The organism is Clostridioides sp. LIBA-2809 (assembly GCF_056688965.1).
The window spans coordinates 202,562-226,655 of record NZ_CP197004.1 but is presented as its reverse complement, the minus strand read 5'-3'; the positions used below and the strand labels follow the sequence as shown (position 1 = coordinate 226,655).

Annotated in this window: 19 protein-coding genes, 1 pseudogene and 1 riboswitch; of the genes and pseudogenes, 4 read left to right on the top strand and 16 right to left on the bottom strand. The window is 28.5% G+C overall.

Annotated features, from left to right (window positions below; translation table 11 throughout):
* The first annotated feature begins 11 nt into the window (after window positions 1–11).
* Complete coding sequence (locus ACTG44_RS01395) at window positions 12–1,388, top strand: MATE family efflux transporter (RefSeq protein ID WP_479917903.1); 1,377 nt, start codon at window positions 12–14, stop codon at window positions 1,386–1,388.
* A 135-nt stretch (window positions 1,389–1,523) separates the two neighbouring features.
* Here the strand turns inward: ACTG44_RS01395 and ACTG44_RS01390 are convergent, their stop codons facing one another.
* Both ACTG44_RS01390 and tnpB (ACTG44_RS01385) read right to left on the bottom strand, forming a co-directional pair.
* Window positions 1,524–2,213: a cyclic nucleotide-binding domain-containing protein gene (locus ACTG44_RS01390; protein WP_044212081.1), complete on the bottom strand. Its 690-nt coding sequence runs from the start codon at window positions 2,211–2,213 to the stop codon at window positions 1,524–1,526.
* A gap of 85 nt (window positions 2,214–2,298) precedes the next feature.
* Window positions 2,299–3,408 (bottom strand): IS200/IS605 family element RNA-guided endonuclease TnpB, encoded by a 1,110-nt coding sequence (gene tnpB / locus ACTG44_RS01385; RefSeq protein ID WP_479921130.1) that lies wholly within the window; start codon window positions 3,406–3,408, stop codon window positions 2,299–2,301.
* A 1,077-nt stretch (window positions 3,409–4,485) separates the two neighbouring features.
* Here tnpB (ACTG44_RS01385) and ACTG44_RS01380 point away from each other — a divergent pair.
* The 3 genes from ACTG44_RS01380 to ACTG44_RS01370 all read left to right on the top strand — a co-directional run bounded on the left by ACTG44_RS01380 (window position 4,486) and on the right by ACTG44_RS01370 (window position 9,472).
* Entirely contained in the window at window positions 4,486–6,498 is a 2,013-nt protein-coding gene (locus ACTG44_RS01380) for a sigma-54 interaction domain-containing protein (protein WP_479917900.1), read from the top strand.
* A gap of 367 nt (window positions 6,499–6,865) precedes the next feature.
* Complete coding sequence (locus ACTG44_RS01375) at window positions 6,866–8,086, top strand: M20 metallopeptidase family protein (RefSeq protein ID WP_021382575.1); 1,221 nt, start codon at window positions 6,866–6,868, stop codon at window positions 8,084–8,086.
* 36 nt (window positions 8,087–8,122) lie between these two features.
* Window positions 8,123–9,472: an APC family permease gene (locus tag ACTG44_RS01370; protein ID WP_021382582.1), complete on the top strand. Its 1,350-nt coding sequence runs from the start codon at window positions 8,123–8,125 to the stop codon at window positions 9,470–9,472.
* An 84-nt stretch (window positions 9,473–9,556) separates the two neighbouring features.
* Here the strand turns inward: ACTG44_RS01370 and ACTG44_RS01365 are convergent, their stop codons facing one another.
* The 14 genes and pseudogenes from ACTG44_RS01365 to ACTG44_RS01300 form a co-directional block, all read right to left on the bottom strand.
* The gene (locus ACTG44_RS01365) at window positions 9,557–10,024 is read right to left on the bottom strand and encodes a VOC family protein (RefSeq protein ID WP_021382578.1); all 468 of its coding nucleotides are present in this window, start codon (window positions 10,022–10,024) and stop codon (window positions 9,557–9,559) included.
* A 483-nt stretch (window positions 10,025–10,507) separates the two neighbouring features.
* On the bottom strand, window positions 10,508–11,470 hold the full coding sequence (locus ACTG44_RS01360) for a CPBP family intramembrane glutamic endopeptidase (protein WP_021382583.1): 963 nt from the start codon (window positions 11,468–11,470) through the stop codon (window positions 10,508–10,510).
* 292 nt (window positions 11,471–11,762) lie between these two features.
* Entirely contained in the window at window positions 11,763–12,713 is a 951-nt protein-coding gene (gene hpdA / locus ACTG44_RS01355) for a 4-hydroxyphenylacetate decarboxylase activase (RefSeq protein WP_021382581.1), read from the bottom strand.
* The gene (gene hpdC / locus ACTG44_RS01350; RefSeq protein ID WP_021382584.1) at window positions 12,706–12,963 is read right to left on the bottom strand and encodes a 4-hydroxyphenylacetate decarboxylase small subunit; all 258 of its coding nucleotides are present in this window, start codon (window positions 12,961–12,963) and stop codon (window positions 12,706–12,708) included. Before hpdC ends, hpdA begins: the two co-directional genes overlap by 8 nt.
* 3 nt (window positions 12,964–12,966) lie before the next feature.
* Window positions 12,967–15,675 (bottom strand): 4-hydroxyphenylacetate decarboxylase large subunit, encoded by a 2,709-nt coding sequence (hpdB, locus tag ACTG44_RS01345; protein WP_021382585.1) that lies wholly within the window; start codon window positions 15,673–15,675, stop codon window positions 12,967–12,969.
* Window positions 15,676–15,971: 296 nt separating this feature from the next.
* The gene (gene tsaD / locus ACTG44_RS01340) at window positions 15,972–16,988 is read right to left on the bottom strand and encodes a tRNA (adenosine(37)-N6)-threonylcarbamoyltransferase complex transferase subunit TsaD (RefSeq protein ID WP_479921129.1); all 1,017 of its coding nucleotides are present in this window, start codon (window positions 16,986–16,988) and stop codon (window positions 15,972–15,974) included.
* Between the two features lie 5 nt (window positions 16,989–16,993).
* A pseudogene (gene rimI, locus ACTG44_RS01335) lies at window positions 16,994–17,257 on the bottom strand (ribosomal protein S18-alanine N-acetyltransferase); the annotation flags it as partial.
* Between the two features lie 120 nt (window positions 17,258–17,377).
* On the bottom strand, window positions 17,378–18,487 hold the full coding sequence (gene tnpB, locus ACTG44_RS01330) for an IS200/IS605 family element RNA-guided endonuclease TnpB (protein WP_479921128.1): 1,110 nt from the start codon (window positions 18,485–18,487) through the stop codon (window positions 17,378–17,380).
* A gap of 582 nt (window positions 18,488–19,069) precedes the next feature.
* Window positions 19,070–19,291 carry a GNAT family N-acetyltransferase gene (locus ACTG44_RS01325; RefSeq protein ID WP_021382561.1) on the bottom strand — a complete coding sequence of 74 codons (222 nt, stop codon included), beginning with the start codon at window positions 19,289–19,291 and terminating at the stop codon, window positions 19,070–19,072.
* Window positions 19,281–19,997: a tRNA (adenosine(37)-N6)-threonylcarbamoyltransferase complex dimerization subunit type 1 TsaB gene (gene tsaB / locus ACTG44_RS01320; RefSeq protein WP_021382564.1), complete on the bottom strand. Its 717-nt coding sequence runs from the start codon at window positions 19,995–19,997 to the stop codon at window positions 19,281–19,283. Before tsaB ends, ACTG44_RS01325 begins: the two co-directional genes overlap by 11 nt.
* Window positions 19,997–20,449 (bottom strand): tRNA (adenosine(37)-N6)-threonylcarbamoyltransferase complex ATPase subunit type 1 TsaE, encoded by a 453-nt coding sequence (gene tsaE, locus ACTG44_RS01315; RefSeq protein WP_021382571.1) that lies wholly within the window; start codon window positions 20,447–20,449, stop codon window positions 19,997–19,999. The genes tsaB and tsaE overlap by 1 nt, the downstream gene beginning before the upstream one ends.
* A 128-nt stretch (window positions 20,450–20,577) precedes the next feature.
* Window positions 20,578–21,618 (bottom strand): DUF4116 domain-containing protein, encoded by a 1,041-nt coding sequence (locus ACTG44_RS01310; protein WP_479917893.1) that lies wholly within the window; start codon window positions 21,616–21,618, stop codon window positions 20,578–20,580.
* A gap of 336 nt (window positions 21,619–21,954) precedes the next feature.
* Window positions 21,955–22,560, bottom strand: a complete 606-nt coding sequence (locus ACTG44_RS01305) for an ECF transporter S component (protein WP_169469729.1) — start codon at window positions 22,558–22,560, stop codon at window positions 21,955–21,957.
* A 123-nt stretch (window positions 22,561–22,683) separates the two neighbouring features.
* A riboswitch (FMN riboswitch) is annotated at window positions 22,684–22,801 on the bottom strand.
* A gap of 59 nt (window positions 22,802–22,860) precedes the next feature.
* Window positions 22,861–24,027 carry an amidohydrolase gene (locus ACTG44_RS01300; RefSeq protein ID WP_021382566.1) on the bottom strand — a complete coding sequence of 389 codons (1,167 nt, stop codon included), beginning with the start codon at window positions 24,025–24,027 and terminating at the stop codon, window positions 22,861–22,863.
* Window positions 24,028–24,094: the final 67 nt, after the last annotated feature.

Sequence of the window (24,094 nt, the reverse complement as noted above, 5' to 3'; positions counted from 1 at the left end):
GAGAGGATTATTTGCAAGAACTATTTTCTTTAAAAGACGAAAATAAAAGATTTTATAAAATACTGTTATCTTTATGTATACCTATTATTATACAGAACTTAATTTCTACTTCTGTAAATGTAATAGATACAGTTATGATAAGTAGTTTGGGGGAGGTATCTGTAGCTTCAGTTGGAGTTGCAAACCAATTTTTCTTTCTTTTTAATATGTCCCTATCTGGAATTACAGGAGGAGCTGGAGTTTTTATTTCACAGTTTTATGGAAAGAAAGATGTCAGCAATATAAGAAAAGTTACAGGTCTTACTTGTATATTGGCCATTATCTTAAGTTTTATATTTGTTATTCCTGCTTTACTAACACCAAAGCCAATTATACATATATTTTCTTATGATTCAGAAGTTGTAAAACTTTGTATAGATTACTTTAGTATTGCAGTATTTAGTTATCCATTAATAGCTATAAGTACAGTATTTAGTACAGGTTCAAGAGGTGTTAGAAATCCTAAGTTAGGTATGATTTGTAGTGCCTTTGCTCTTGTAACAAATGTTATTTTAAATTATGGATTTATCTTTGGTAATTTTGGTCTCCCTGCATTAGGTGTAAAAGGAGCAGCCTTAGCAACTGTTATTGCCAGAATATGTGAATTAATTTTAATGATTACTTATGTTTATTTTTATAAAAAGGACTATATATTAAAATTTGGCTTAAAAAATTTAAAAGCTATTGATAAGATTTTTGTAAAATCTTTTTCATCAAAAAGCTTTCCTATATTTGTAAATGACTCTGCATGGGCAGTTGGAACTGTCCTGTACTCTGTCGCATATGCAAGAGCAGGTACATCAGCTATAGCAGCAAGTCAAATAGCAACCAGCACAGGAAACTTCTTTATAATGACGGCTGTATGTATTGCATCTGGTGCATCTATTATGCTTGGAAATGAACTTGGAGCAGACCATATTAAGAGAGCTATTGAGTATGCTAAGAAATTTTCTATATTGGTGTTTTTGGCTGGCTTAATACTTGGAATTATTTTAATTTTGAATATCCCATTATTATTAAAAATGTTTAGTGTTTCTGATAGCTTATCTTCTGATATAACTAAGATATTCTTCATAATGGGTATACTAATGGCTCTTAAATCCTTTAATACATTAGTCATAATTGGTATTTTAAGAAGTGGAGGAGATACTAAATACGCTCTGTTTTTAGAATTAGGATGTATGTGGCTAGCTTCTATTCCTCTAACTTTTATAGCCGCATTTAAAGGCGCACCTATATTTATCCTTGTTCTACTCACTTACAGTGAAGAAGTTGTTAAATTTATATTTGGTGTTCCTAGAGCCTTATCTAAAAAATGGGCTATTAATATAGTAAAGGAAATTGATTAATAATACTATATCTTGTAAGTATATAACATTTATAAATAGTCTCATTGAAAATAGCTAAAATATTTTTGTTTTTCAGTGAGACTATTTCTATTTTTATAAATGCCATTATATACTATTTTGATTGAATAATAGTCTTTATTCATCTTCCAAAAACTCTTTTACTTCAAATGCTAACCTATGTAATTCATCATAATTTAAAATTTCATATGTATTACCTATTTTTTTTATTATCCCTTTCTCAGTTAACTTTAATAGGGAATAATATCTACTTTTTCTACTGATTGAATATATTTCACTAAAATTGCGTATAGCTTTTATATTACAGATATTATTTTCTTGTTTTTTTAAAATACAATATGCAATGACTTCTGTACAAGAAAATAACTCTCTTACCATTCTAGTTTTATACAACTCATATATCCTTCTTGTACATTTGCTGTGAAATAGAGCAATAAAATCTGGTTTAAGATAAAACTCTTCAAATATATGTTTTTCAAATCGAAATAATTTTATGTTGGTCTTGGCAAATATATCACATTTCAAATTATGTTCATATATATAGCTGATTTTACCTATAAATTCATTTTCAGGTACAATGTCAACAAGAAATTTATTTCCTCCTCTAGTAGTACATTCCACTAAAGCAATTCCCTCTATTATAAAAAAAACTTCTTGTAAATCTTTATCTGATGCTACAAACCTTTGACCCTTTTTATATTCAACAATTGACACTTGATTTAAATTATTTTTGATAATCGGGTATATGCTTGTTTTTTCTGCTTTCCTGAACCTCCCATGACTAAAGTCACAGGGTTCCTGCTTCATAGAATTTTGCATACTTAAATATGTCTTACCAATTCTCCACAGGCTATCCCCGTAGTTCCTACGGTTCTTACATAAGTTATTTATTTTAAACTGTTATTAGTCTTAATCCTTCTTTTAGTATATTTATACTTGCATTTATATCTCTATCGTGAGTTTCATTACAACAAGGACACATCCATTCTCTTATACTTAAATTCTTCATTTCCTCGTTTTTGTACCCACATTTATTGCATATTTGTGAACTTGCAAAGAATTTACCTATCTTTACAATTTGTCTACCATACCAATTAGCCTTGTATTCTAATTGACGAACAAATTCTGACCATGATACATCAGAAATAGAGCGAGATATTTTATGATTTCTAGTCATATTCTTTACTTGTAAATCTTCTATGCAAATAATATCATTCTCTCGTATTAATTTAGTAGATAGTTTTTGTAAAAAATCCTCTCGACGATTAGCTATATGTTCTTGAAGTCTTGCAACTTTTAACCTTGCTTTATTTCTATTTAAACTACCAATTGTTTTTCTCGATAATTCTCTTTGTAATTTAGCAAGTTTGTTTAATGACTTTTGAAGATACTTAGGATTTTCTATAAATTCTCCACAACTTGAGATACAAAATTCTTTAATTCCTAAATCTAAACCTATCTGACTATTAGTATTTTCAAAAGCTTTAATATCTATATCAGTACAACATAATGATACATAATATTTACCACTTGGCTCCTTAGATACAGTAGCATTAAGTATTCTCCCTTGAGGTACTTGTTTATCCCTTACTTTAACCATACCAAGTTTAGGTAATTTTATATATTGACTAAAGTACATAATATTTCCATTTGTAAAGTTAGTTCTATATGAAAATCTATTAGTTTTTTTTGATTTAAATTTAGGAAATCCTGCATTTTCTTTAAAAAATTTTTTATATGAGTTTTCTAAATCTTTTAAGGTGTTTTGTAGTGAAAATTTGTCAGGCTCTTTAAGCCACTCTAATTCTTTTTTTAAATTGGTCAAATCAGAACTGCACTGTTTATAAGTAAAAGTTTCTTTATCACTTTCATAAACTTCTATTTTTTTAGCAAGATATTTATTATATACAAATCTACAACATCCAAAAGTTTTGTTAATTAGCTCTTGCTGTTTTTTATTTGGATACATTCTAAACTTATAAGCTTTTTCCACTACTATCACCTCACTTTAATTGTTTTTTATGATTATTAATATACATATCCGAGTAACTTCTATTTTTCATCACCCATTATAATATTAACAAACGTAATTATTTAAAACAATTATTTCGAAGGTTTTATATCTATTTTTAAATAACATATGTAAGAACCGTAAGTTCTAACTTTTATCATTTTTGAGGTTGTCGTTCACATAAGTTCGCTACTACCTATGCAGTTCTCTTATGAACTTCTTACACTTTCATGCAAGCACAGACTATATCTTATCCTTCGGCATTATCCGTTAAGGTCTACCCACTTCCACTACCAATAGCTTGTAGTGTACTTCCCTCAAGAGGAATAGTCGTTGAAGTTTCTCCTATTCGGAGCTTACCTGCTGATTGCCCATTTTAAAGTACTTAGGGTTTAACCTTATACCATCTAACCAATTTTTTCTACTTTCGTAACTTTCACACTTAGGTTTATTTCATCCTTATGTTTTAGTTTGGTTAGCTTTAGGGGTTTCCAGCAATTCAAGTAGTATTGGATAGGTTCTTTCCTATCTCTACATATAAGTTTCCCTATACGCTGACTACTTTAGCTACTAACTCACGACTAAAGTCACGAGTGCGCGTAGCTATTTTTTAATCAAAGTTCTCCTTTATAGTATATTGTATAAAATATTTTAATTTATATTATTTTTAATAAAATATGCTATTACTGTTAAATTAGTCTTGACAAATTTATTCTACTCACGCAGAATAAACTTATACATATATATTTTCATATATTATTTATTTTAATACAATTCTATATTTATGAAATTATTTTATCAATAGAATTTATTAAAATAAATTTTTTAGGTGTATATTATAATTTAATCGAATAGAAATGAAAAATATACATACAGTTTGAATTTTAAGCAACAATTAGGGGGATTTGGTGACAAGATTTAATTATAAGAAAGAAAGTGTCTTAAGGCGACTTTTATAAAGTCATGGATAGACACTTTCTTTTTTATTTGATAAATTTAAATTACCAGAATCATATAGCTCTATACAACCTTTTTGTTAGAGACTATTTATTATATAAGGAGAAGTTAATGAAAAAATCAGTGGCATTGGTAAATGATAGTAGAAAAGATTTAATAGATTTTTTAGAAAATAATTTGAAATTAGTTTTTGGAGATTATATAAATATTAACAGATACTTTATAGATGAAATAAATGATAATGATATTATAAATGATGATGTGATATTAGTAATGTCAGTAGAAAGATTAGATAAAATTATAAATAATATATTAGATAAGAAAAAAGTTATTGTTATAAGAAGAACTTTTAAGGAAGATAAAATATATAATTTATTATCTTTACCACAAGGTACAAATGCTCTAATCGTAAACGATTCTGATGAAACTACTCTAGAAACCATAAGTTTGTTTTATAAAATTGGAGTAACTAATATCAGACCAATTCCATATATGAATGACAATAACTATAAGGATATAAAGATAGCTATAACTCCAGGAGTTCCAGAAAAAGTGCCTAGCTTTATCTCAGATATATTTGACTTGGGTCATAGATATATAGATATATCCACTTTTATAGAAATAATAAACTTATTACAAATTGATTCAAAAGAAATACAATCTAATCTAGTTAAATATTCAGAAGAGATAATAAGTTTAGATACTGGTATAAAAGATAAATATAAGGAACTATTCTTAAAAATAGAAGAATTAGATACAATATTAAACTTATCAAAGGATGGTATACTATTTACTTCAAAAGATGGTGAAATAAATACATATAATAGTAAGGTAAAAGATATTTTAGACATAAAAGAAGATATATATGGAAAACACATTGAGGAAATATTTATAGATAGTTTAAAAGTTTTATTGAATGAACAAGAGATACTAGACAAAGTTATTATATTCAATAAAAAATATATAAATGTAAATAAAAAAAATATATACAATAGAGATGAAAAAATGGGTACATACTATAGTTTACAAGAAATAACATACATAAAAAAACTAGAACAAAATCTCACTAAGAAGTTAAGAGAAAAAGGACAAATAGCAAAATACACATTTAAGGATATAAAAACAAATAGCTCCAAGATGATTGAATGCATCGAATTAGCTAAGAAGGTTTCTAAATCTGATTTAAGTATACTTATTAGAGGCGAAAGTGGAACTGGTAAAGAACTAATAGCTCAATCTATACATAATAATTCAAATAGAAAAAATCAGCCCTTTATAGCAGTAAATTGTGCAGCTGTTCCTGAGAATTTACTAGAAAGTCAGTTATTTGGATATGATAAGGGAACTTTTACTGGTGGTCTAAAAGATGGAAAGCAAGGACTATTCGAACTTGCTAATAACGGGACAATTTTCTTAGATGAAATAGGCGATATGCCCTTAGAATTACAAACAAAACTACTTCGAGTTCTTCAAGAAAAACAAATAATGCCAGTTGGTTCTCACAATGTAATTAATATAGATGTTAGAATCATATCTGCTACAAACAAGAACTTAGAACAAATGATTGATAAGAGGCAGTTTAGGGAGGATTTATATTATAGATTAAATACAATACCAATAAATATCCCTCCTCTAAGAGAAAGAAAAGAAGATATATTAATTATTATGGAAGATTTAATTAACAAGAAATTAGTAATTACACCAGAGGCGAAAAAACTTATACAAAACTATAAGTGGAAAGGCAATATAAGGGAACTTCAAAATGTAACATCTTATTTAAATATTATGTGTGATAATATTATATTAGAAAAAGATTTACCCCCAAATTTAAGAACTTTAGATAACAAAAATTCATCATTGAAATTAAAATATAATAAGAATGATATATTAAATATACTCGAGATATTAATTTTAAATAAGGAATCAGATGTTGGAATTGGTAGAGGATTAATTTTAAAGACATTACTAGATAAAAATATCCAAATTACAGAAGGTAAAATTAAAAAAATATTTGAATATCTAAAAAAAGAAGAACTTATAATTTGTGGTTCAGGCAGATATGGAAGTAAAATAACTCAACAAGGAGAAGACTTTTATAATAAATTAAAATATGAAAGTTTATAAATTTATAATATATTAAACAAAGAAATCTATTCAGGTGCAAGACGCTTCCTCAATAGATTTTTTATTTTTCAGATATGTAAATATAGTACATTATTTTGTATGTAATTAATAGGAATTAATAGGAATAGGATAAATTTAATAATCCCTATTATCTTTATATCGGTTAATATATAAGATTATTCTTATCTAAAACAATATTTTTTTCCGAAAACTGCAATAAAATAATCATTTTTTATATTTTATCAACAAACAAATGATTATTTTAATTCAAAATTCTTATAAAAAACAAAATTTATTCATTAAAAATTATGGCATAATAATTGCTATTATATTAACCAAACAATAAAAAGTAATTGGAGGAATAAAAATGCAACAGGCTTTAAAATTAGAATATCAAACTAAAGAACTGGGAAAAGATTTTGTAATAGAAAGTTGTAATTCTATAAAACCTTGGCTAATAAATGTAAGAAGAGAATTGCACAAAATTCCAGAATTAGCTCTTGAAGAAAACCTTACCAAACAAAAAGTCATTTCTTACTTAAAAGAAATAGGAATTGATTATATGGAATTTACAAAACACAATGGGATTATGGCATATATTTTAAAAGAAAATGCAAGTAAAACAATTTGTATAAGAGCAGATATGGATGCCCTTCCTATAGAAGAAGAAAATAATTTACCTTACAAATCAATACATTCTGGAAAAATGCATGCTTGTGGTCATGATGCTCATACAACAATGCTACTTGGAGCATGTAAAGTTTTACATTCAATAAAAGATAAATTAAATGTAAATGTAAAGTTCTTATTTCAACCAGCAGAGGAAGGTTTTGGAGGAGCAAAATTCTTAGTTGAAGATGGATGTTTAGAAAATCCTAAAGCTGATTATATATTTGGGCTTCATGTTATGCCACATATTGAAACAGGATTTATTGAAACAAAATATGATACATTAAATGCTAGTGTTGACACTATAAAAATAAATGTCAAGGGTAAAAGAGCTCATGGTGCATATCCTGAAAATGGTATTGACGCAATAGTTACAGCTTCACAAATTGTTACATCATTACAAACTATAATAAGTAGAAACTTAGAACCAAATAATGCTGCTGTTTTAACTATAGGTAAAATATATGGTGGAGATGCACACAATGTAATATGTGAAGATGTAAAACTAGAAGGTACTTTAAGAACTTTAAATAGCAAAACGAGAAACTTTATGATTGATAAGATATCTAAAATTGTTGAAGATACGGCTTCTGCATTTGGCTGTATTGGGACATTGCATGTAAGTGATGAAAATTATCCCGCTGTTATAAATGAAAAAGAATTAGTAGACACTGTTATCTCAAGTACTAAAAAATTACTTGGAGAGGAAAAATTTATATTGAGACCAAACCCTTCTTTAGGTGGGGAAGATTTTTCTTTTTACACAGAACATTGCAAAGGAGCATTCTTTCACTTAGGATGTAAAAGTGAGAAAAAGGGGTTAACTTCACCTCTGCATACCTCTAGCTTCAATATAGATGAGGATTGTCTACCAATAGGTGTTATGATGCATGTAATGAATACTTTATATTTTAATTAGTGCGATAATTAATAAAAGAATAGGAGATAAATTAATATGGAAAAAGCTAAAAAATTAGGGTTATTTAGTATGATATTATTAGGAATTAATAGTATAATAGGTTCAGGTATATTCTTACTACCAGGTAAAGTTTATAATCTAGCAAGTCAAAACAGTATATTTATATATATTTTTGCTACAATTCTAGTTCTATCAATACTTTTATGTTTTGCAGAAGTTGGAAGTATGTTTGATAAAAATGGAGGTGCATATCTATATTCCAAAAAAGCTTTTGGAGATTTTATAGGTTTTGAAGTTGGTACCATGTCTTGGGTTATAAGAATTATATCATGGTCTACTCTAGCAGTAGGATTTGCAACAGCTTTAGGTTCATTTTGGCCAGAAGCTGCAACTGAATACAAGGGCTATATAGCAGCATTGCTAGTAACACTACTTTCTATAAATAGCTTATTTGGAATTAAAAGCACAAAGATAATGAATAACGTAATAACTATAGCTAAATTAGTACCATTAATAGTTTTTGTAATAGTCGGAATATTCTTTATAAAATTCGGAAATATTGTCCCTTCTGGTAATGTAGTTAACTCTAGTGTAGGACCAGCTATCATATTGGTATTTTACGCATTTACTGGATTTGAATCATTTATTGTAGCAAGTGGAGAGATGGAAAATCCTAAAAAGAATCTTCCAATTGCCTTAATAACTACTATATTTATATGTGCAATAATTTATATTTTAATTCAAGTTGTCTGTATGGGTATACTTGGAGATAAACTATTTGAAAATAGTATTCCAATTGCAGATGCTTCAAGTGTATTTTTAGGTAACTATGGTAAGGTCTTTATATCTGTAGCAACATTAATCTCTATATTTGGAATAAATATAGGTTCTTCAATAGTAACTCCTAAATGTGGTTCTTCTCTAGCAGAAGAAGGTTCTCTTCCATCATTTATAGGAAAAACAAATAAATATGATGCTCCATATGTAGCAATAATAATATCTTTAATTTGTTGTATACCACTTGTATTGACTGGAAGTTTTGAACAACTTGCAGTAATGAGTGTAATTGCAAGATTTGCTCAGTATATACCAACTTGTTTATCAGTAATAGTTTTAAGAAAAAGAACAGACATTCAAGCTTCTTTTAAGATTCCATTTGGACCTGTTATACCAACAGTAGCTATTTTAGGTAGCTTATGGTTGCTACAGCAAGCTTGGGCAGAAGATATGGCAAAACCTATAACTCAAAATAGAGTTTTAATAGGATTAGGAGCAATGTTATTAATAGCACCTCTATACATAATTATGAAAAAAAATAAGGGTATTGAGTATGAAGATAAATCAGAAGATTCAAAATTATATATTTCTGGAGAAAAAATTCAATAACATTTTATAAACTCTTTATAAAAAATAATAAATAAAGGCGAAAGCATATATTAGCTGACGCCTTTATTTTAATATAATCTATGCCTAGTTTAAAACTGATTCAATATATTCAACAGTTACATCCATTCTTTTAGCTACCTCATCCATTGAAAGTCCACTATCTAAAAAACGTCTACACACAGATGACATAGTTTCCCCAACCTCAATAATATGCTTATCTAAATCATAAAATCTAATCGCTCTTTGACCCCAACTATGTTCTACAGCCAGATGAACATAATCTATATCTTTCATTGTACTCAATCTTTCAACAAAAGTATCAAAATATTCTTCCTCAAAATATAACTCAGCATCATTTCCTTTGAATTTAACTTCATTGTCACTCTTATTAATAAACTCTAACCAAAGTTTTTTTTCTTGTAATGATATCTCACCTTCTAATACAACATTTTCTCCAAAATCACAGATTACCTTTAATCCTAAAACATCATAATAAAACTTTTTTGATTTCTCAATATCTTCAACCACTATTAAAGCATTTAAAAATTTCATATTACCTCCTTGATATATGTATATTTTATTTATATTGTATAAGTAAAATTAAACTATGTAGATTTCAATAAGATATGGTATAAATAAAAAAATATAAGTCTTATTGAAATAATTGAGTCGATTATATCATATAATATACATTTAATCTTGTAAAAAACAGACATCTATAAATAAACTATATACTTTTGTACCTTTTATTTATAATTTCTATAAAATCAGTCACTTAAAGATATGTAAAAAAAGTTTATATTAAGCTAATAGACAAATAAAAAGAATAACAACTATTTATGTCTTATTAGTTGCTATTCTTTATTTTACTTGAATATAAGGTATTATTTTATATAAATATTTTCAAATTGACTGTGTTATAAAGAAATACTACTAATGTGTAAATCCATACACACCTTTATTAGTATCATCTCTACCAAATAACATAATTTACCTGTAATAGTATTGATTTATTTTAAAATTTATACTAATTAACTAATTCTTGATATTGTGCATATTTACTTTATTACTAATAAAATCATACTTAGAATCTCTATAGTAATACCATACAAATATAAAACTAAGTATGTTAATAAAAGTAGTCAAAATCCCACCTTCAATACCAAACATACCACCATTTAATAGATTACTATTAGTAATTTGTGTAGTTATAATCCCTGGGACTTGAAGTCCACTAACAGGCATACCATATATAATTCCTTGGAATACATTCCATGTAAAATGATAGCCTATACACATCCATATATTTGAGGATTTTATAAACATATATGAGAAAAGGATTCCAACAATTATAATATTAACTATAGATAAAAATGTAACATCAGGATTTGATATATGAATCAATCCAAAAACAACAGATGGAACAATCATTATAAAATAAATATTGTTACATCTTCGTAAAACTGCCATTAAAAAACCACGATTTAAAATTTCTTCTGCAAAAGCAACTACAATAAAGACAGCTATCCAGGAAACTGTTAAAAGTGAAAGTTTTGGTACCCATGAAACAACATGCCCTCCACCAATTGTTATTGTTATAATAAAAACTATTGTACAATTGACTATTCCTAACAACATTCCCACATATCCTTCTTTTTTCTTAACCCTATAAGAATGTAATCCCATTTCACTAATAGGATGTTTCATAATAAATCTCCATACAATTATTGGAATAATAATCATAAGAGCATCTGTTAGAATTTGAAATACAATTGGTAAACAAACATCATTTAGCCAATTAGCATATTCCGAAAAATAGTTTGTTTTTGGATTAATATCACCTGTAGCAATCAAAATTTTTCGTAATATTTGTATAAGTATAGAACTTGAATAATACTGAAGTATGTAAAAGGTAGCCATAACGGCTATAATAATCCACCCTGAACGTACTTTTTTGTCTTTGTTCTTAATAAAAAAGTTGTTCCATAATTTGTTCATATAGATATCTTCCTCCTAATTATTATTTTTGGTTGTTTCTAATACAGATTATATTAAATTTTTTCATAGTAATATTTTACCATAAGGCTTCTACTACTATAAAGTAAACATAATAGGTGTTCTAGTCATAATTTAAGCTATACAAAATAGATATTTAGGTATAAATTTGAAGCAATCTTTATGGATATTAAGTAATATATAAAACTTTACTTGATTATTTTTACACAAAAAAGGATGTCACTCTAACTTTTAGTGTGACATCCTTTTTAATTAAAATTTATGGCATTTACTTTTAAAAAGCTGTCTCATGACCAACATAACAAGCTATACCATTATCCAAAAATATATCTTGTAATTCTTCAAGATGCTCTTCATCAACATCTCCCTTATCAGAATACTCATACTCCTTGCCTAATTGAATCCACTTTGATTCTCCTAGCCTATGAAATGGTAACAAGTTAATCTCTACCAAATTATTTTTGTGCATAAAAGATATAATATCACTTATATTTTCAGTACCATCATTAAATCCTCCTATGACTGGCACTCTAAGTACCAATCTTCCTTTCCAGTCAGAGTTAGCAAGATTTGATACGTTTTCCAATATTAAATCATTATACACACCAGTTTGCTCTTTGTGTTTTTCTCTATCCATATGCTTTATATCAATAAATGCAAAATCAATATCTTTAAATATTTTATTAAAAACTTCATTGGAAACACATGCACTTGTCTCAATAGCAGTGTGCACATTTATCTCATGACATTTCAATAATACTTCATGTAAAAATTCATGTTGAAGTAGTGGCTCTCCCCCACTAAATGTTACTCCTCCATTACTTCTCCAGTTGTTAGAATCACGTTTAATTACTCTTATAAGCTCATCTACAGTATAAGGTTTTGCACATAGCTTAAACGCATTATAATAACATGAGTTGACACATTCAAAACTTTCACAGTCTTTACATATGTTCCAATCTATGGTTGGCTTATTATCAAGATTAAAACTCAATGCACCTTTTTTACATTTGCCATGGCATACAGTACACCCATCTTCATATTTACAAGATAACTCACTAAACATCATATGTGGTCTTACAGTCCAACTTTCAGGATTTGCACACCATTTACAACTAAGTGGACATCCATTTAAAAATACTGTTGTTCTGCAACCTGGTCCATCATGGACTGAAAAGCTTTGTACATCAAAAATCATGCCTTCTAGTTGATTTTGACTACTCATTAAACGTATGTCCTTCACAAGTAATTGCATTTAATGTTGAATATACCCAGTCTTCCCTTTCAAGACCAACACATTTGCCTATACCTTCATCATTAACATCAATAAAATTTTTACAATTTTTACATTTTGGCATTGTTTTTATTTCTTCACAAGCTTCATCATCTAAGTTAAGCATTTGTTTTGATAATCTACAAATTCCTTTAGTAGCATCTACTGCACAAAAATTCATACAATCACTATGTTTTTTCATATTTTACACCCCTTCATACTCTGTTCTAGCAATTACTTCGTCCTGTATTGGTTTTCCTAATTCACACCAGTATTGAGTGAATCCAGCAACACGCACCATTAATTGACGATAATTATCAGGATTTTTCTGTGCCTCTTTTAATGTTTTTGAATCCACAACATTGTATTGTATATGGAAGCCACCTTTTCTTAAGTAACTTCTTGTTAAGTCTAATAATTTTTTAGTACCTTGTTGTCCTTTAATAGTTGTTGGGTGAAGTTTTAAATTCATTTGAGAATTTTGAACTACCGCTTGGTCCCAAATAGTTGCAGACTCAAATAATGCATAAACACCATTTTTATCAGTTCCTGCATATGCAGAAACTGAACCATCTGAATATGTTGTCCCACTTAATCTACCATCTGGAGTAGCTAAAGTAGCAGCTCCTTGTGGACCATGTGTAGAAACAGATATTTGACAAGGATACATCTTTTTAGCATATAAAGATTGTGCTTCTTCACATACTTTTGCTAACCATATTTCATAGTTTTTAAGAATACTATCTGCATATAAATCATTATTTCCATATTTAGGTGCATCAAGACAGGCCTTGTAAATAGCATCATATTTACCAGTTTCATCTACTTTTACTTGGTCTGCCATAGAATAATTTCCAACTTCTAAAGCATCTTTAAATCCAAAGTTATTCAAAATAGCCTCTTTCATTTCTTCAAGTGTAAAAGATTTGTCATCATATACAAGTTTTTTAAGTGCCGCAAATGAATTAACCATAGTAACAGTACCGCAAGTCTCTACATTTAATGTTGCATTATAACGATATCCCATATTTCCTATATGTTGACCTTTGTCTAAACAATCTGGCTTTAATAGTGAATTTATTACAGAGGTATCAAACTTTCTCCATATATCTAGCTCAATATTATTTGCTCTTTCAAGAACATTTATTGCTTGTTTATAATAATCTTTAAATACTTCTACAACCTCTTCATATGTATCTAGAGGTTTATTATGAGGTTCAAATACTTGTACATTCATACGATGGTCTTTACCATTCATAAGAACAAGTTCTAATATTTTAGGATTAGCTAAAAAATGTACTCCAGAACCAGCTGTTTGCCCTGCTCCACCTGCTATAGAATATGTTTTTCCATTTAAAGTTAACTGTTTCCAACATCCTGGAGATGTTTCTAGACATCCACCTAATGCAAAAGCTCTAGCTTCTTCAACAGTCATACCTTCATCAGCAAATTGTCTCATCATAAAAGTTGTTCCATTTGAGTTGTTTACCCATGCTGGATAACCAGAACCAAGCTTTGTACATTCAACAGCTTTCATTAGGAAATCTTCTGGAAGTTTTTCATCGTACAACATAGTTAAACTAGGTTGAGGAGTTCTACATCTCATACTTGCTTCTAATAGTAATTCTTCTAATTCATTTGCTCCTGTAGAACCATCTTCTCTTAATCCACCTATAGATAATGTATTAAATGTATTTCCTGATAATACTCCTCCATTTACACCTGCTGAAGCAAAACAGTCAATACAAGTAATCTTTATTCTATAAAGTTCTAATAATTCAATTACTTCTTCTTTTGTAATTATTCCTTTTTCTATATCTTGCTCATACCAAGGATATAAGATTTGACCAAAACGACCTATAGACATACCAGATATAGCATCTTCGTTTACTGATGCTATATGAATTGTATAAGTCAATTGAAGCGCTTCCCTAAATGTACGAGGTTGTTTGTGTGCAATATGTTCTAATATTTCCACTAAATCTGAATATTCTTTTTTAGCTTCCAAATCTTTTTCTATACTCTCTAAATATTTTGCATGTTTTGCATAATTTAAAATCCAAGTTTGTAATCCTTCAATAACTTGAACAACTGCTTCATAGAAATATAGACGGTCCATTCCAATAAGTCCATCTCCAGATGCGTTTCCTGCAACTGCTTTCTTACATTCTTTTGCCATTTCTATGATTCCATCTAATCCATAATTCAAAGGATAAAAATAATTTATAACTTCTCTACCTTGAGGAAGTGTATATCCTGAATCAAACATACAAATAAGCGTACTCATTAATTTTTCTTTTAAATCATAATCTGGCATCATTTTCTCATAATGAAAACCTACATCTTCAACTGATCTTCCAACCCATTCTTTAGCCATTTTTACAAGTACAGGTACTTCTTCTTTTCTCATTCCAAACTTACCAGCTATTGAAACAACATTTCCAAAACTTTCAGTTACATTTCCCCCACCAGAACCAAATTTTGTAAGTTCATCTGCTGTATTACTAGCCAACTTATTTGCTTCTTCCTTCATTTGTTCACCTTGAGCTACGAAGAAACTTTCACTTACCCAAGGCATTGGGAATGACCCTCTATAGTGGCGTGTTTTTTGCATTACTATTTTCTCGCCTGGTATTATATTTGGTGTCATATGAGAAAAAGCAGATTTAAGAGCCTTAGCTCTTCTAACTACAGGTATATCACCATCTGATTTTCTATATTCTCTATTATACCAATATGGAAATTCCATATCAGCTGTAGATAATGTATTATAATATACATTTAATAAATCATCAGCTCTTTTACTTGCCTTTTTTTCACTAAATTCATCTAAATTTTCTTTATCTTGAAAATTTGCCTTAATATTTTTTGCTTCTAAAATACTTCTTATCTTGTCTTCTTTACTTTGACTCATTTCTTCCCCTCCTTAATCTTTCTATAATTAGTATAAGACTTTTTAATAGGGAAAAAAAAGGGTACATTACCCACTTTTTAAAATAATCTTTCTACAAAAAAATTAAACTTGAAGCAAATTCAGACTAAAGATGACCTTTATATTCTAAACACGTTGCAATTCATTAGAATATAAATGTTATACATAGTTTTACTTCAAGTTTTAATATATACTATATTTATTTTTATTATATTCAATTTTACTTCTAGTTACTTTTTTGAAACAAATCCTTAATATACTTATAAATTTAGTTTATATTACTGATTTATCTTTAAATTTGGAACTGCATTCAAACTCATATCATGTGTTTTACCATTTATAAAATTATAATATCCTGCACACCCTATCATAGCTGCATTATCTGTGCATAAAATTAGAGGAGGATATTTAACAATTATCCCACTATTTTTTGCAAGCTCTGTTATTTTAGCTCTTAGACCCGAATTGGAAGCAACTCCACCAGAAAGGGTTATAATATCATAGCCTTTATCTTTTGCTGCTTTTAGTGCTTTAGTTGATAAAACTTCTACTACAGCTTCTTGAAAAGATGCTGCTACATCTTCAACCATTATTTCTTCATTCTTCATTCTTTTTCCATTTAGATAATTTAATACAGAAGATTTTAATCCACTAAAACTAAAGTCGTAGCTATCTTCTTCTAAATAAGCTCTTGGAAATTCTATAGCATGTTTATTTCCTTTTTTAGCGAGATTATCAATAATTGGACCTCCTGGATAACCTAAATTCATTGCTCTTGAAATCTTATCAAATGCCTCTCCAGATGCATCATCTCTAGTTTTTCCTAAAATTTCATACTTACCATAGTCTTTGACTTCAACCAAGTGAGTATGACCTCCAGATACTATTAATGTTATAAAAGGAGGTTTCAAATCCTTGTGCTCTATATAATTTGCACTTAGATGACCTTCTATATGATTTACTCCTACAAGTGGTATATTCAAAGTATATGCAAGTGCTTTAGCATAAGATAAGCCTACTAGCAAGGCTCCTACTAGACCAGGTCCATATGTAACTGCAATATGGTCTATGTCATTAAATCCTACATTTGCTTTATCTAAAGCTTCCTGAACAACTATATCAATATTTTCCACATGTTTTCTTGAAGCTACCTCTGGAACTACACCACCAAATTTTTTATGTGTCTCTATTTGAGTAGAGATTATGTTTGAAAGTACGTCTCTACCATTTTTTAAAACTGATGCAGCTGTTTCATCACAACTACTTTCTATAGCTAATGTTATTATATCACTCATAAACTCTACACCTCTTTTAATTGGTTCCACATTATAATTGCATCTTCTTTATTATCACTGTAGTATTCTTTTCTTATTCCACCCATTTTAAATCCATATTTTCTATATAAATTTTGTGCTATTTTATTTGATGCTCTAACTTCTAGTGTCATAGATGCAATATTATTATCTTTGCATAAATCAACTATACCTTTTATTAACTTATCTCCTATTTTTTTGCCTCTATAGTCACTATGAACAGCCACATTATTTATATGCCCCTCCTGAACCTCCCATGACTAAAGTCACAGGGTTCCTGCTTCATAGAATTTTGCATACTAAAATATGTCTTACAAACTCTCCACAGGCTATCCCCATAGTTCCTACGGTTTTTACATAAGTTATCTACTTTAAACTCTTATTAGTTTTAATCCTTCTTTTAGTATATTTATACTTGCATTTATATCTCTATCGTGAGTTTCATTACAACAAGGACAAATCCATTCTCTTATACTTAAATTCTTCATTTCCTCGTTTTTGTACCCACATTTATTGCATATTTGTGAACTTGCAAAGAATTTACCTACCTTTACAATTTGTCTACCATACCAATTAGCCTTATATTCTAATTGACGAACAAATTCTGACCATGACACATCAGAAATTAAGCGAGATAGTTTATGATTTTTAGTCATATTCTTTACTTGTAAATCTTCTATGCAAATAATATCATTCTCTCGTATTAATTTGGTAGATAGTTTTTGTAGAAAATCCTTCCTTTGATTAGCTATATGTTCTTGAAGTCTTGCAACTTTTAACCTTGCTTTATTTCTATTTAAACTACCAATTGTTTTTCTCGATAATTCTCTTTGTAATTTAGCAAGTTTGTTTAATGACTTTTGAAGATACTTAGGATTTTCTATAAATTCTCCACAACTTGAGATACAAAATTCTTTAATTCCTAAATCTAAACCTATCTGATTATTAGTATTTTCAAATGCTTCAATCTCTATATCAGTACAACATAGTGATACATAATATTTACCACTTGGTTCTTTGGATACTGTAGCATTAAGTATTCTCCCTTGAGGTACTTGTTTATCCCTTACTTTAACCATACCAAGTTTAGGTAATTTTATATATTGACTAAAGTACATAATATTTCCACTTGTAAAGTTAGTTCTATATGAAAATCTATTAGTTTTCTTTGATTTAAATTTAGGAAATCCTGCATTTTCTTTAAAGAATTTTTTATATGCGTTTTCTAAATCTTTTAAGGTGTTTTGTAGTGAAAATTTGTCAGGTTCTTTAAGCCACTTTAATTCTCTTTTTAAATTGGTCAAATCAGAACTGCACTGTTTATAAGTAAAAGTTTCTTTATTGTTTTCATAAACTTCTATTTTTTTAGCAAGATACTTATTATATACAAATCTACAACATCCAAAAGTTTTGTTAATTAGCTCTTGCTGTTTTTTATTTGGATACATTCTAAACTTATATGACTTTTCCACTACTATCACCTCACTTTACTTGTTTTTTCTGATTATTCATCACCCATCATAATATTAACATTTAAAACAAGTATTTTGAAGGTTTTCATATTTATTTTTTAAATAACATATATAAAAACTGTAAGCCCTTAACTTTTATCATTTTTGAGGTTGTCGTTCACATAAGTTCGCTACTACCTATGCAGTTCTCTTATGAACTTCTTACATTTTCATGCAAGCACAGACTATATCTTATCCTTCGGCATTATCCGTTAAGGTCTACCCACTTCCACTACCAATAGCTTGTAGTGTACTTCCCTCAAGAGGAATAGTCGTTGAAGTTTCTCCTATTCGGAGCTTACCTGCTGATTGCCCATTTTAAAGTACTTAGGGTTTAACCTTATACCATCTAACCAATTTTTTCTACTTTCGTAACTTTCACACTTAGGTTTATTTCATCCTTATGTTTTAGTTTAGTTAGCTTTAGGGGTTTCCAGCAATTCAAGTAGTATTAGATAGGTTCTTTCCTATCTCTACATATAAGTTTCCCTATATGCTGACTACTTTAGCTACTAACTCACGACTAAAGTCACGAGTGTGCGTAGCTATTTTTTAATCAAGTATAAGCCAAATTCCCACGTATCCAACAACTTTTCCATCTAGTTTAGCTACTATATACCTTGCTACTTCATTAGATAACTCTTTTCTAAAAGATTCTTTTGACCAATAATCTTCAAAACAATTTTTTTCTACTTCAAAAACTTCATCTATATCTTTAATAGTCATTTCTTCTATTTTTATATCATCTACTATTAGTTTTGTATTATCTTTCATCATTTAGCCTCTTCATTTTTTCATCGTATTGTACTTCAGCTTGAGATTTTCTGATATACATAGGATTTATTGTATAACAAGTATGTACATCTATATTTTTATTATATTTACTTAATGCCAAAGAGCATAAGCTTCCTGCATTAGATACATTATTAGCTGGTGATGGTATTTTTACATTTTTTATATTTTCTAACTTATCTTTATACTTATATACAGCTTCTCCAACTACTATAAATTCTTCATCACTTGATACTATTTCCTCTAATAAAGTGTCAAATTCCACAACATTAACACCCTCTAATTCTATTAGCTCTCCATTTTCAAGTTTATATTTAGCTGAATAGACTTGATTCTTCTGCGCATCTAATATACAACATATCTTCCTATCACATAGATTCATGTTATTTGCTAGAGATTCTAAAGAATTCACTGCTATTATTGGTATATTATTTACATGAGCCATAGCTTTTACTGTGGCCATACCTATTCTAAGACCTGTAAATGACCCAGGCCCTATACATACAGCTAATAAATCCATATCTTTTATACTTAAATCACTCATGTTCAACATACTTTCTATCATTGGCATAAGTTTTTGCGAATGAGTTTTTTTGTTGTTCACTGTAAACTCACATATTAAGTTATCATCTTCTACAACTGATACACTTGCTGCCATAGAAGATGTATCCATACCTAGTATTTTCATTATTTAGTCAACTCCTCAACTATTTCTTTGTAAAAATCTCCTTTTGGAGTTAATATCATTTCTCTTCCATCATCTTTATACTTTAATTCTATATTTAAATATTCCTCTGGAAGTATATCTTCTATTAGATTAGCCCATTCGATTATGCAAATTCCCTTTGAATTTATATATTCATCATATCCAATATCATACATTTCATCACTGCTACCTATTCTGTAAACATCAAAATGATACAAAGGTATTTTACCTTCATATTCATTTATTATAGTAAAAGTTGGACTTGTTATATAATCTTTTATACCTAATGAATCTGCTAAGCTTTGTGTCATTGTAGTTTTCCCAGCCCCTAAATCTCCTACTAAACAGATAACACTACCTTCTTTCAAAAGTTTACCTAATTTATATCCTATTTCTCTAGTTTTATTTTCATTTTCTAAATATATTTTTGCCATCAATTCATCTCCATTTTGATATAATCGTCATGTGAATTTATATCACTGCTTAATTAATTATAGTATAAGCCTAGACTATTATAAAGTACTTCTATTTATCTTTTTTTATTGATGGCCATATCTAGACATTATATACAGTCTTCAATAATAATTTTTATATACTCTTTTGCCTTACAACTTTGCTTTAAAGCTTCTTTGCATATTTTCTCAGATTGCTCTTTTACATATTTAAGAGACTTATAATTCTCTTTAACTGCTTCAATACACATTTTTTCTGTCTGATTTTTTATATACATTAACATCTTACCATTTTGTCTTACAATCTCTATGCATATATCTTCTGTATAATTATCTATGTAACTTAACACATCTTTAATATTATATTTTTTATCTAAATATCTTATAGCTTTTATACATATTTCCTCTGTTTTATTATTAACAAATTGCAGACTTCTTCCATCTTGTTTGACAGCTTCCATACATATTTCATCTTTTTGTTTGTTTACATATTGCAGTGCCATACCATTTTGATTTACAGCTTCCATACACATCTTATCTGTTTGATTTTTTACATATTGTAATGCTTTATAGTTTTGCTTAATCGCTTCTATACATAGTTCTTCACTCTGTTCTCTAACATATGCAAGACACCTACCATCTTTTTTAATTGCTTCTAAACATATACTTCTTGTTTGAACCTCTAAAGCTTTTAGTATACTTACAACATCTATATTTGAAGAATATCTTATTGCTTTTATAATAAGCTTCTCTGTCTGGTTTCTTACATACTTAAGTGCATTACAATCCTTTTTTATAGCTTCAAGACATATATACTCTGTTTGTTCTTTTACATATTTTAGTGCTTTATAGTTATACCTTATCGCCTCTAAACATAATTCTTCTGTTTGCTTTTTTACATACTCTAGGGCTTTATAATTTTGCCTTATCGCTAGAATACACATCCCATCAGTTTGATTTTTTATATTTTTTAATTCACGATAATCATACTTTACACTTTCCATATTTTCAATGTATTCATTTGTAATATACTTTAAAGGCATTTTCAACTCTTCGTTATCAACACTTATATGAATATTTTCCCAATTACTATTAAAATAATACCCTTTATCATCTAAAAATAATTTTTTCAATTTTTTAGATATACTCATCTATCTACACCCCTATCATTATTAAATTAGATATTATTAAAAAATTAAGCATAAATCTTTATTTATTTTTTATAATATCTTTATTTTTTATTTATTATGAATTCGCTCTGTGTATTATAGATACCTTTTTAGTATTTTAATAGTTAATCGTTTTAATTCTTCCTTTATTTTAAAAATTAAATTTGCCTAAATATTTCTTATTTTATATACAATTTTTGATAAATTAATAAAGCCATAATCTATTTAATATATCAATCACAATATAGGACCGAAGTTATAAATAAATTATGGCTATTCAATACATTTAATTTTAAAATTTTATATTTTCTTGTCTAATTATTTTTTTATTACATTTCCCATTTTTTTATAAAGTGGTAATGTTACTAAAGATATTATAACAGCCTTTAATACATTAAATGGAGCTATCATCCAAATTACAAAAGTAAATAAATCATGAACTTGAGGATTTATAGCTGAGCCTAGGCCTATTATAGCATCTAGTCCCATTAATTGCCCATAAAGTGGCAGCATTACAAAATAATTTACCAATGAACCAATTATAGTCATAGCTATTGTCCCTAATACAAATCCAATTACTACACCCTTTAAATCTTTACTTCTCTTATATGAATAACAAAGTATAAGTACATAAGAACCACCAATTAATATATTTGCAAATTCTCCTACTCCTCCAGTTGTTGTTGCTGTTATCATTTGTAGTATATTTTTTACTACAACTACACCAAATCCAACCAATGGTCCTAAAGACATACCACCAAATATTGCTGGGATATCTGATAAGTCAATTTTTAAGAAATCTGGAAAAATACCTGGTATTGGTGCTTGAATAAACATCAATAAATAAGATATTGCAGATAAAATTGACATAACCACCAAAGTTCTTGTTGAAATCATATTACCTCTTTTTACTGTATTTTGCATAACTACTTTCCTCCTAATCAATAGTTTATATTTTTTAGGAAAAACAAAAAACTCGAAGATCCTATCTTCGAGTTTTTATGGATATAGTTTAAACAAACTAAAATAAACTTATTTATATTCCATAAATATCTTCTCTCATCCAGACTTTACTGTCGGCTTTGGAATCTCACCAAATCAACCACCTAAGTAGTTCGCGGGCTATACCGCCGGTAGGGAATTTCGCCCTGCCCCGAAGATCTTCTTTGATTTTTTAATTTTCCTTACACTCTTATATTAGTTAATTTTTTAATAATTGTCAAGTTATTTTTTCTCATATACTACTTTGCCATTTATTATAGTGTAAAGTACGTTACTTTGAATCTCTAGTGGAGAATTGTCCCAAATTACTATATCTGCATCTTTGCCAACCTCTATAGAACCTACTTTGTCTCCTATTCCTAAAGCCGTAGCTGGATTTATTGTAATTGATTCTATTGCTTTTTCTTCTTTCATACCATGTTTAACTGCTATGCCTGCACATATTGGAAGATATTGAACTGGTATTACTGGGTGGTCTGTCATTATACATACATCAAGACCTGCATTTGAAAGTATTCCAGCTGTACTAAATGTCAGATTTCTAAGTTCAAATTTAGACCTTTCTGACAAAGATGGACCTACTATCACAGGAAATCCTTCTTCTACCAATTCATCTACAATAAGATGACCCTCTGTACAATGGTCTAATGTAAGTTTTAAGTCAAATTCTTTTGCAATTCTTATTGCTGTAAACATATCATCAGCTCTATGAGCATGTGCCTTGAAAGGAATTTCTCTTCTCAGCACAGGTATTAAACTTTCCATTTTTATGTCATATTCAGGCTTTTCACAGTCTTCATCATCATGACTTTCATATAAATCAATCTCTTCTAGATATTCTTCCGCTTTTTTTAAATTTTCTCTAAGCAAGGCTGCTATAGCCATCCTAGTTTGAGGAGATTTGTCATCTTGACCATAGCAACTTTTTGGATTTTCTCCAAATGCTATTTTAGATGCAACTGGATTTTTTATTACCATTTTATCAATTCTTTTTCCATGTGTTTTTATAGCTATACATTGACCTCCCATAACATTTGCACTTCCAGGTGTTGTACAGACAGAAGTTATACCACCCTCAAAAGCTTCTTTAAATGTTCTATCCATTGGATTGATTCCATCTATAGGATTTAATTGTGGTGTTATTGGGTCAGTTTCTTCATTTCCATCTGCCCCTTCAAAACCTATCCCATCTTCCCATAGACCCAAATGAGTATGAGCATCTATAAATCCAGGGAACACAAGTTTATTACTTGCATCTATTATATCTGCATCTAATGGTGCTATTAAGTCTTCTCCTATTTCTATTATTTTTCCTTCATCTATAAGGATATCGCCTTTAATTATTCCATTTGTTATGGTGTTTATTTTACCATTTTTTATAAAAATCATTCATTTTCCTCCTGATTTTCAAGACTCTCTTACTTCTTTTTAACATTGTTTTTTACAATATACTTTT

Bases quoted from the DNA above. Each gene is read 5' to 3' on its own strand.
- ACTG44_RS01300 (WP_021382566.1), bottom strand. From the start codon at position 24,027: ATGATTTTTATAAAAAATGGTAAAATAAACACCATAACAAATGGAATA.
- ACTG44_RS01375 (WP_021382575.1), top strand. From the start codon at position 6,866: ATGCAACAGGCTTTAAAATTAGAATATCAAACTAAAGAACTGGGAAAA.
- ACTG44_RS01390 (WP_044212081.1), bottom strand. From the start codon at position 2,213: ATGAAGCAGGAACCCTGTGACTTTAGTCATGGGAGGTTCAGGAAAGCA.
- ACTG44_RS01310 (WP_479917893.1), bottom strand. From the start codon at position 21,618: ATGAGTATATCTAAAAAATTGAAAAAATTATTTTTAGATGATAAAGGG.
- tsaD (WP_479921129.1), bottom strand. From the start codon at position 16,988: ATGAGTGATATAATAACATTAGCTATAGAAAGTAGTTGTGATGAAACA.
- ACTG44_RS01380 (WP_479917900.1), top strand. From the start codon at position 4,486: ATGAAAAAATCAGTGGCATTGGTAAATGATAGTAGAAAAGATTTAATA.
- ACTG44_RS01325 (WP_021382561.1), bottom strand. From the start codon at position 19,291: ATGAAAGATAATACAAAACTAATAGTAGATGATATAAAAATAGAAGAA.
- hpdB (WP_021382585.1), bottom strand. From the start codon at position 15,675: ATGAGTCAAAGTAAAGAAGACAAGATAAGAAGTATTTTAGAAGCAAAA.
- ACTG44_RS01365 (WP_021382578.1), bottom strand. From the start codon at position 10,024: ATGAAATTTTTAAATGCTTTAATAGTGGTTGAAGATATTGAGAAATCA.
- hpdA (WP_021382581.1), bottom strand. From the start codon at position 12,713: ATGAGTAGTCAAAATCAACTAGAAGGCATGATTTTTGATGTACAAAGC.
- hpdC (WP_021382584.1), bottom strand. From the start codon at position 12,963: ATGAAAAAACATAGTGATTGTATGAATTTTTGTGCAGTAGATGCTACT.
- tsaE (WP_021382571.1), bottom strand. From the start codon at position 20,449: ATGGCAAAAATATATTTAGAAAATGAAAATAAAACTAGAGAAATAGGA.
- tsaB (WP_021382564.1), bottom strand. From the start codon at position 19,997: ATGAAAATACTAGGTATGGATACATCTTCTATGGCAGCAAGTGTATCA.
- ACTG44_RS01360 (WP_021382583.1), bottom strand. From the start codon at position 11,470: ATGAACAAATTATGGAACAACTTTTTTATTAAGAACAAAGACAAAAAA.
- ACTG44_RS01305 (WP_169469729.1), bottom strand. From the start codon at position 22,560: ATGCAAAATACAGTAAAAAGAGGTAATATGATTTCAACAAGAACTTTG.
- ACTG44_RS01370 (WP_021382582.1), top strand. From the start codon at position 8,123: ATGGAAAAAGCTAAAAAATTAGGGTTATTTAGTATGATATTATTAGGA.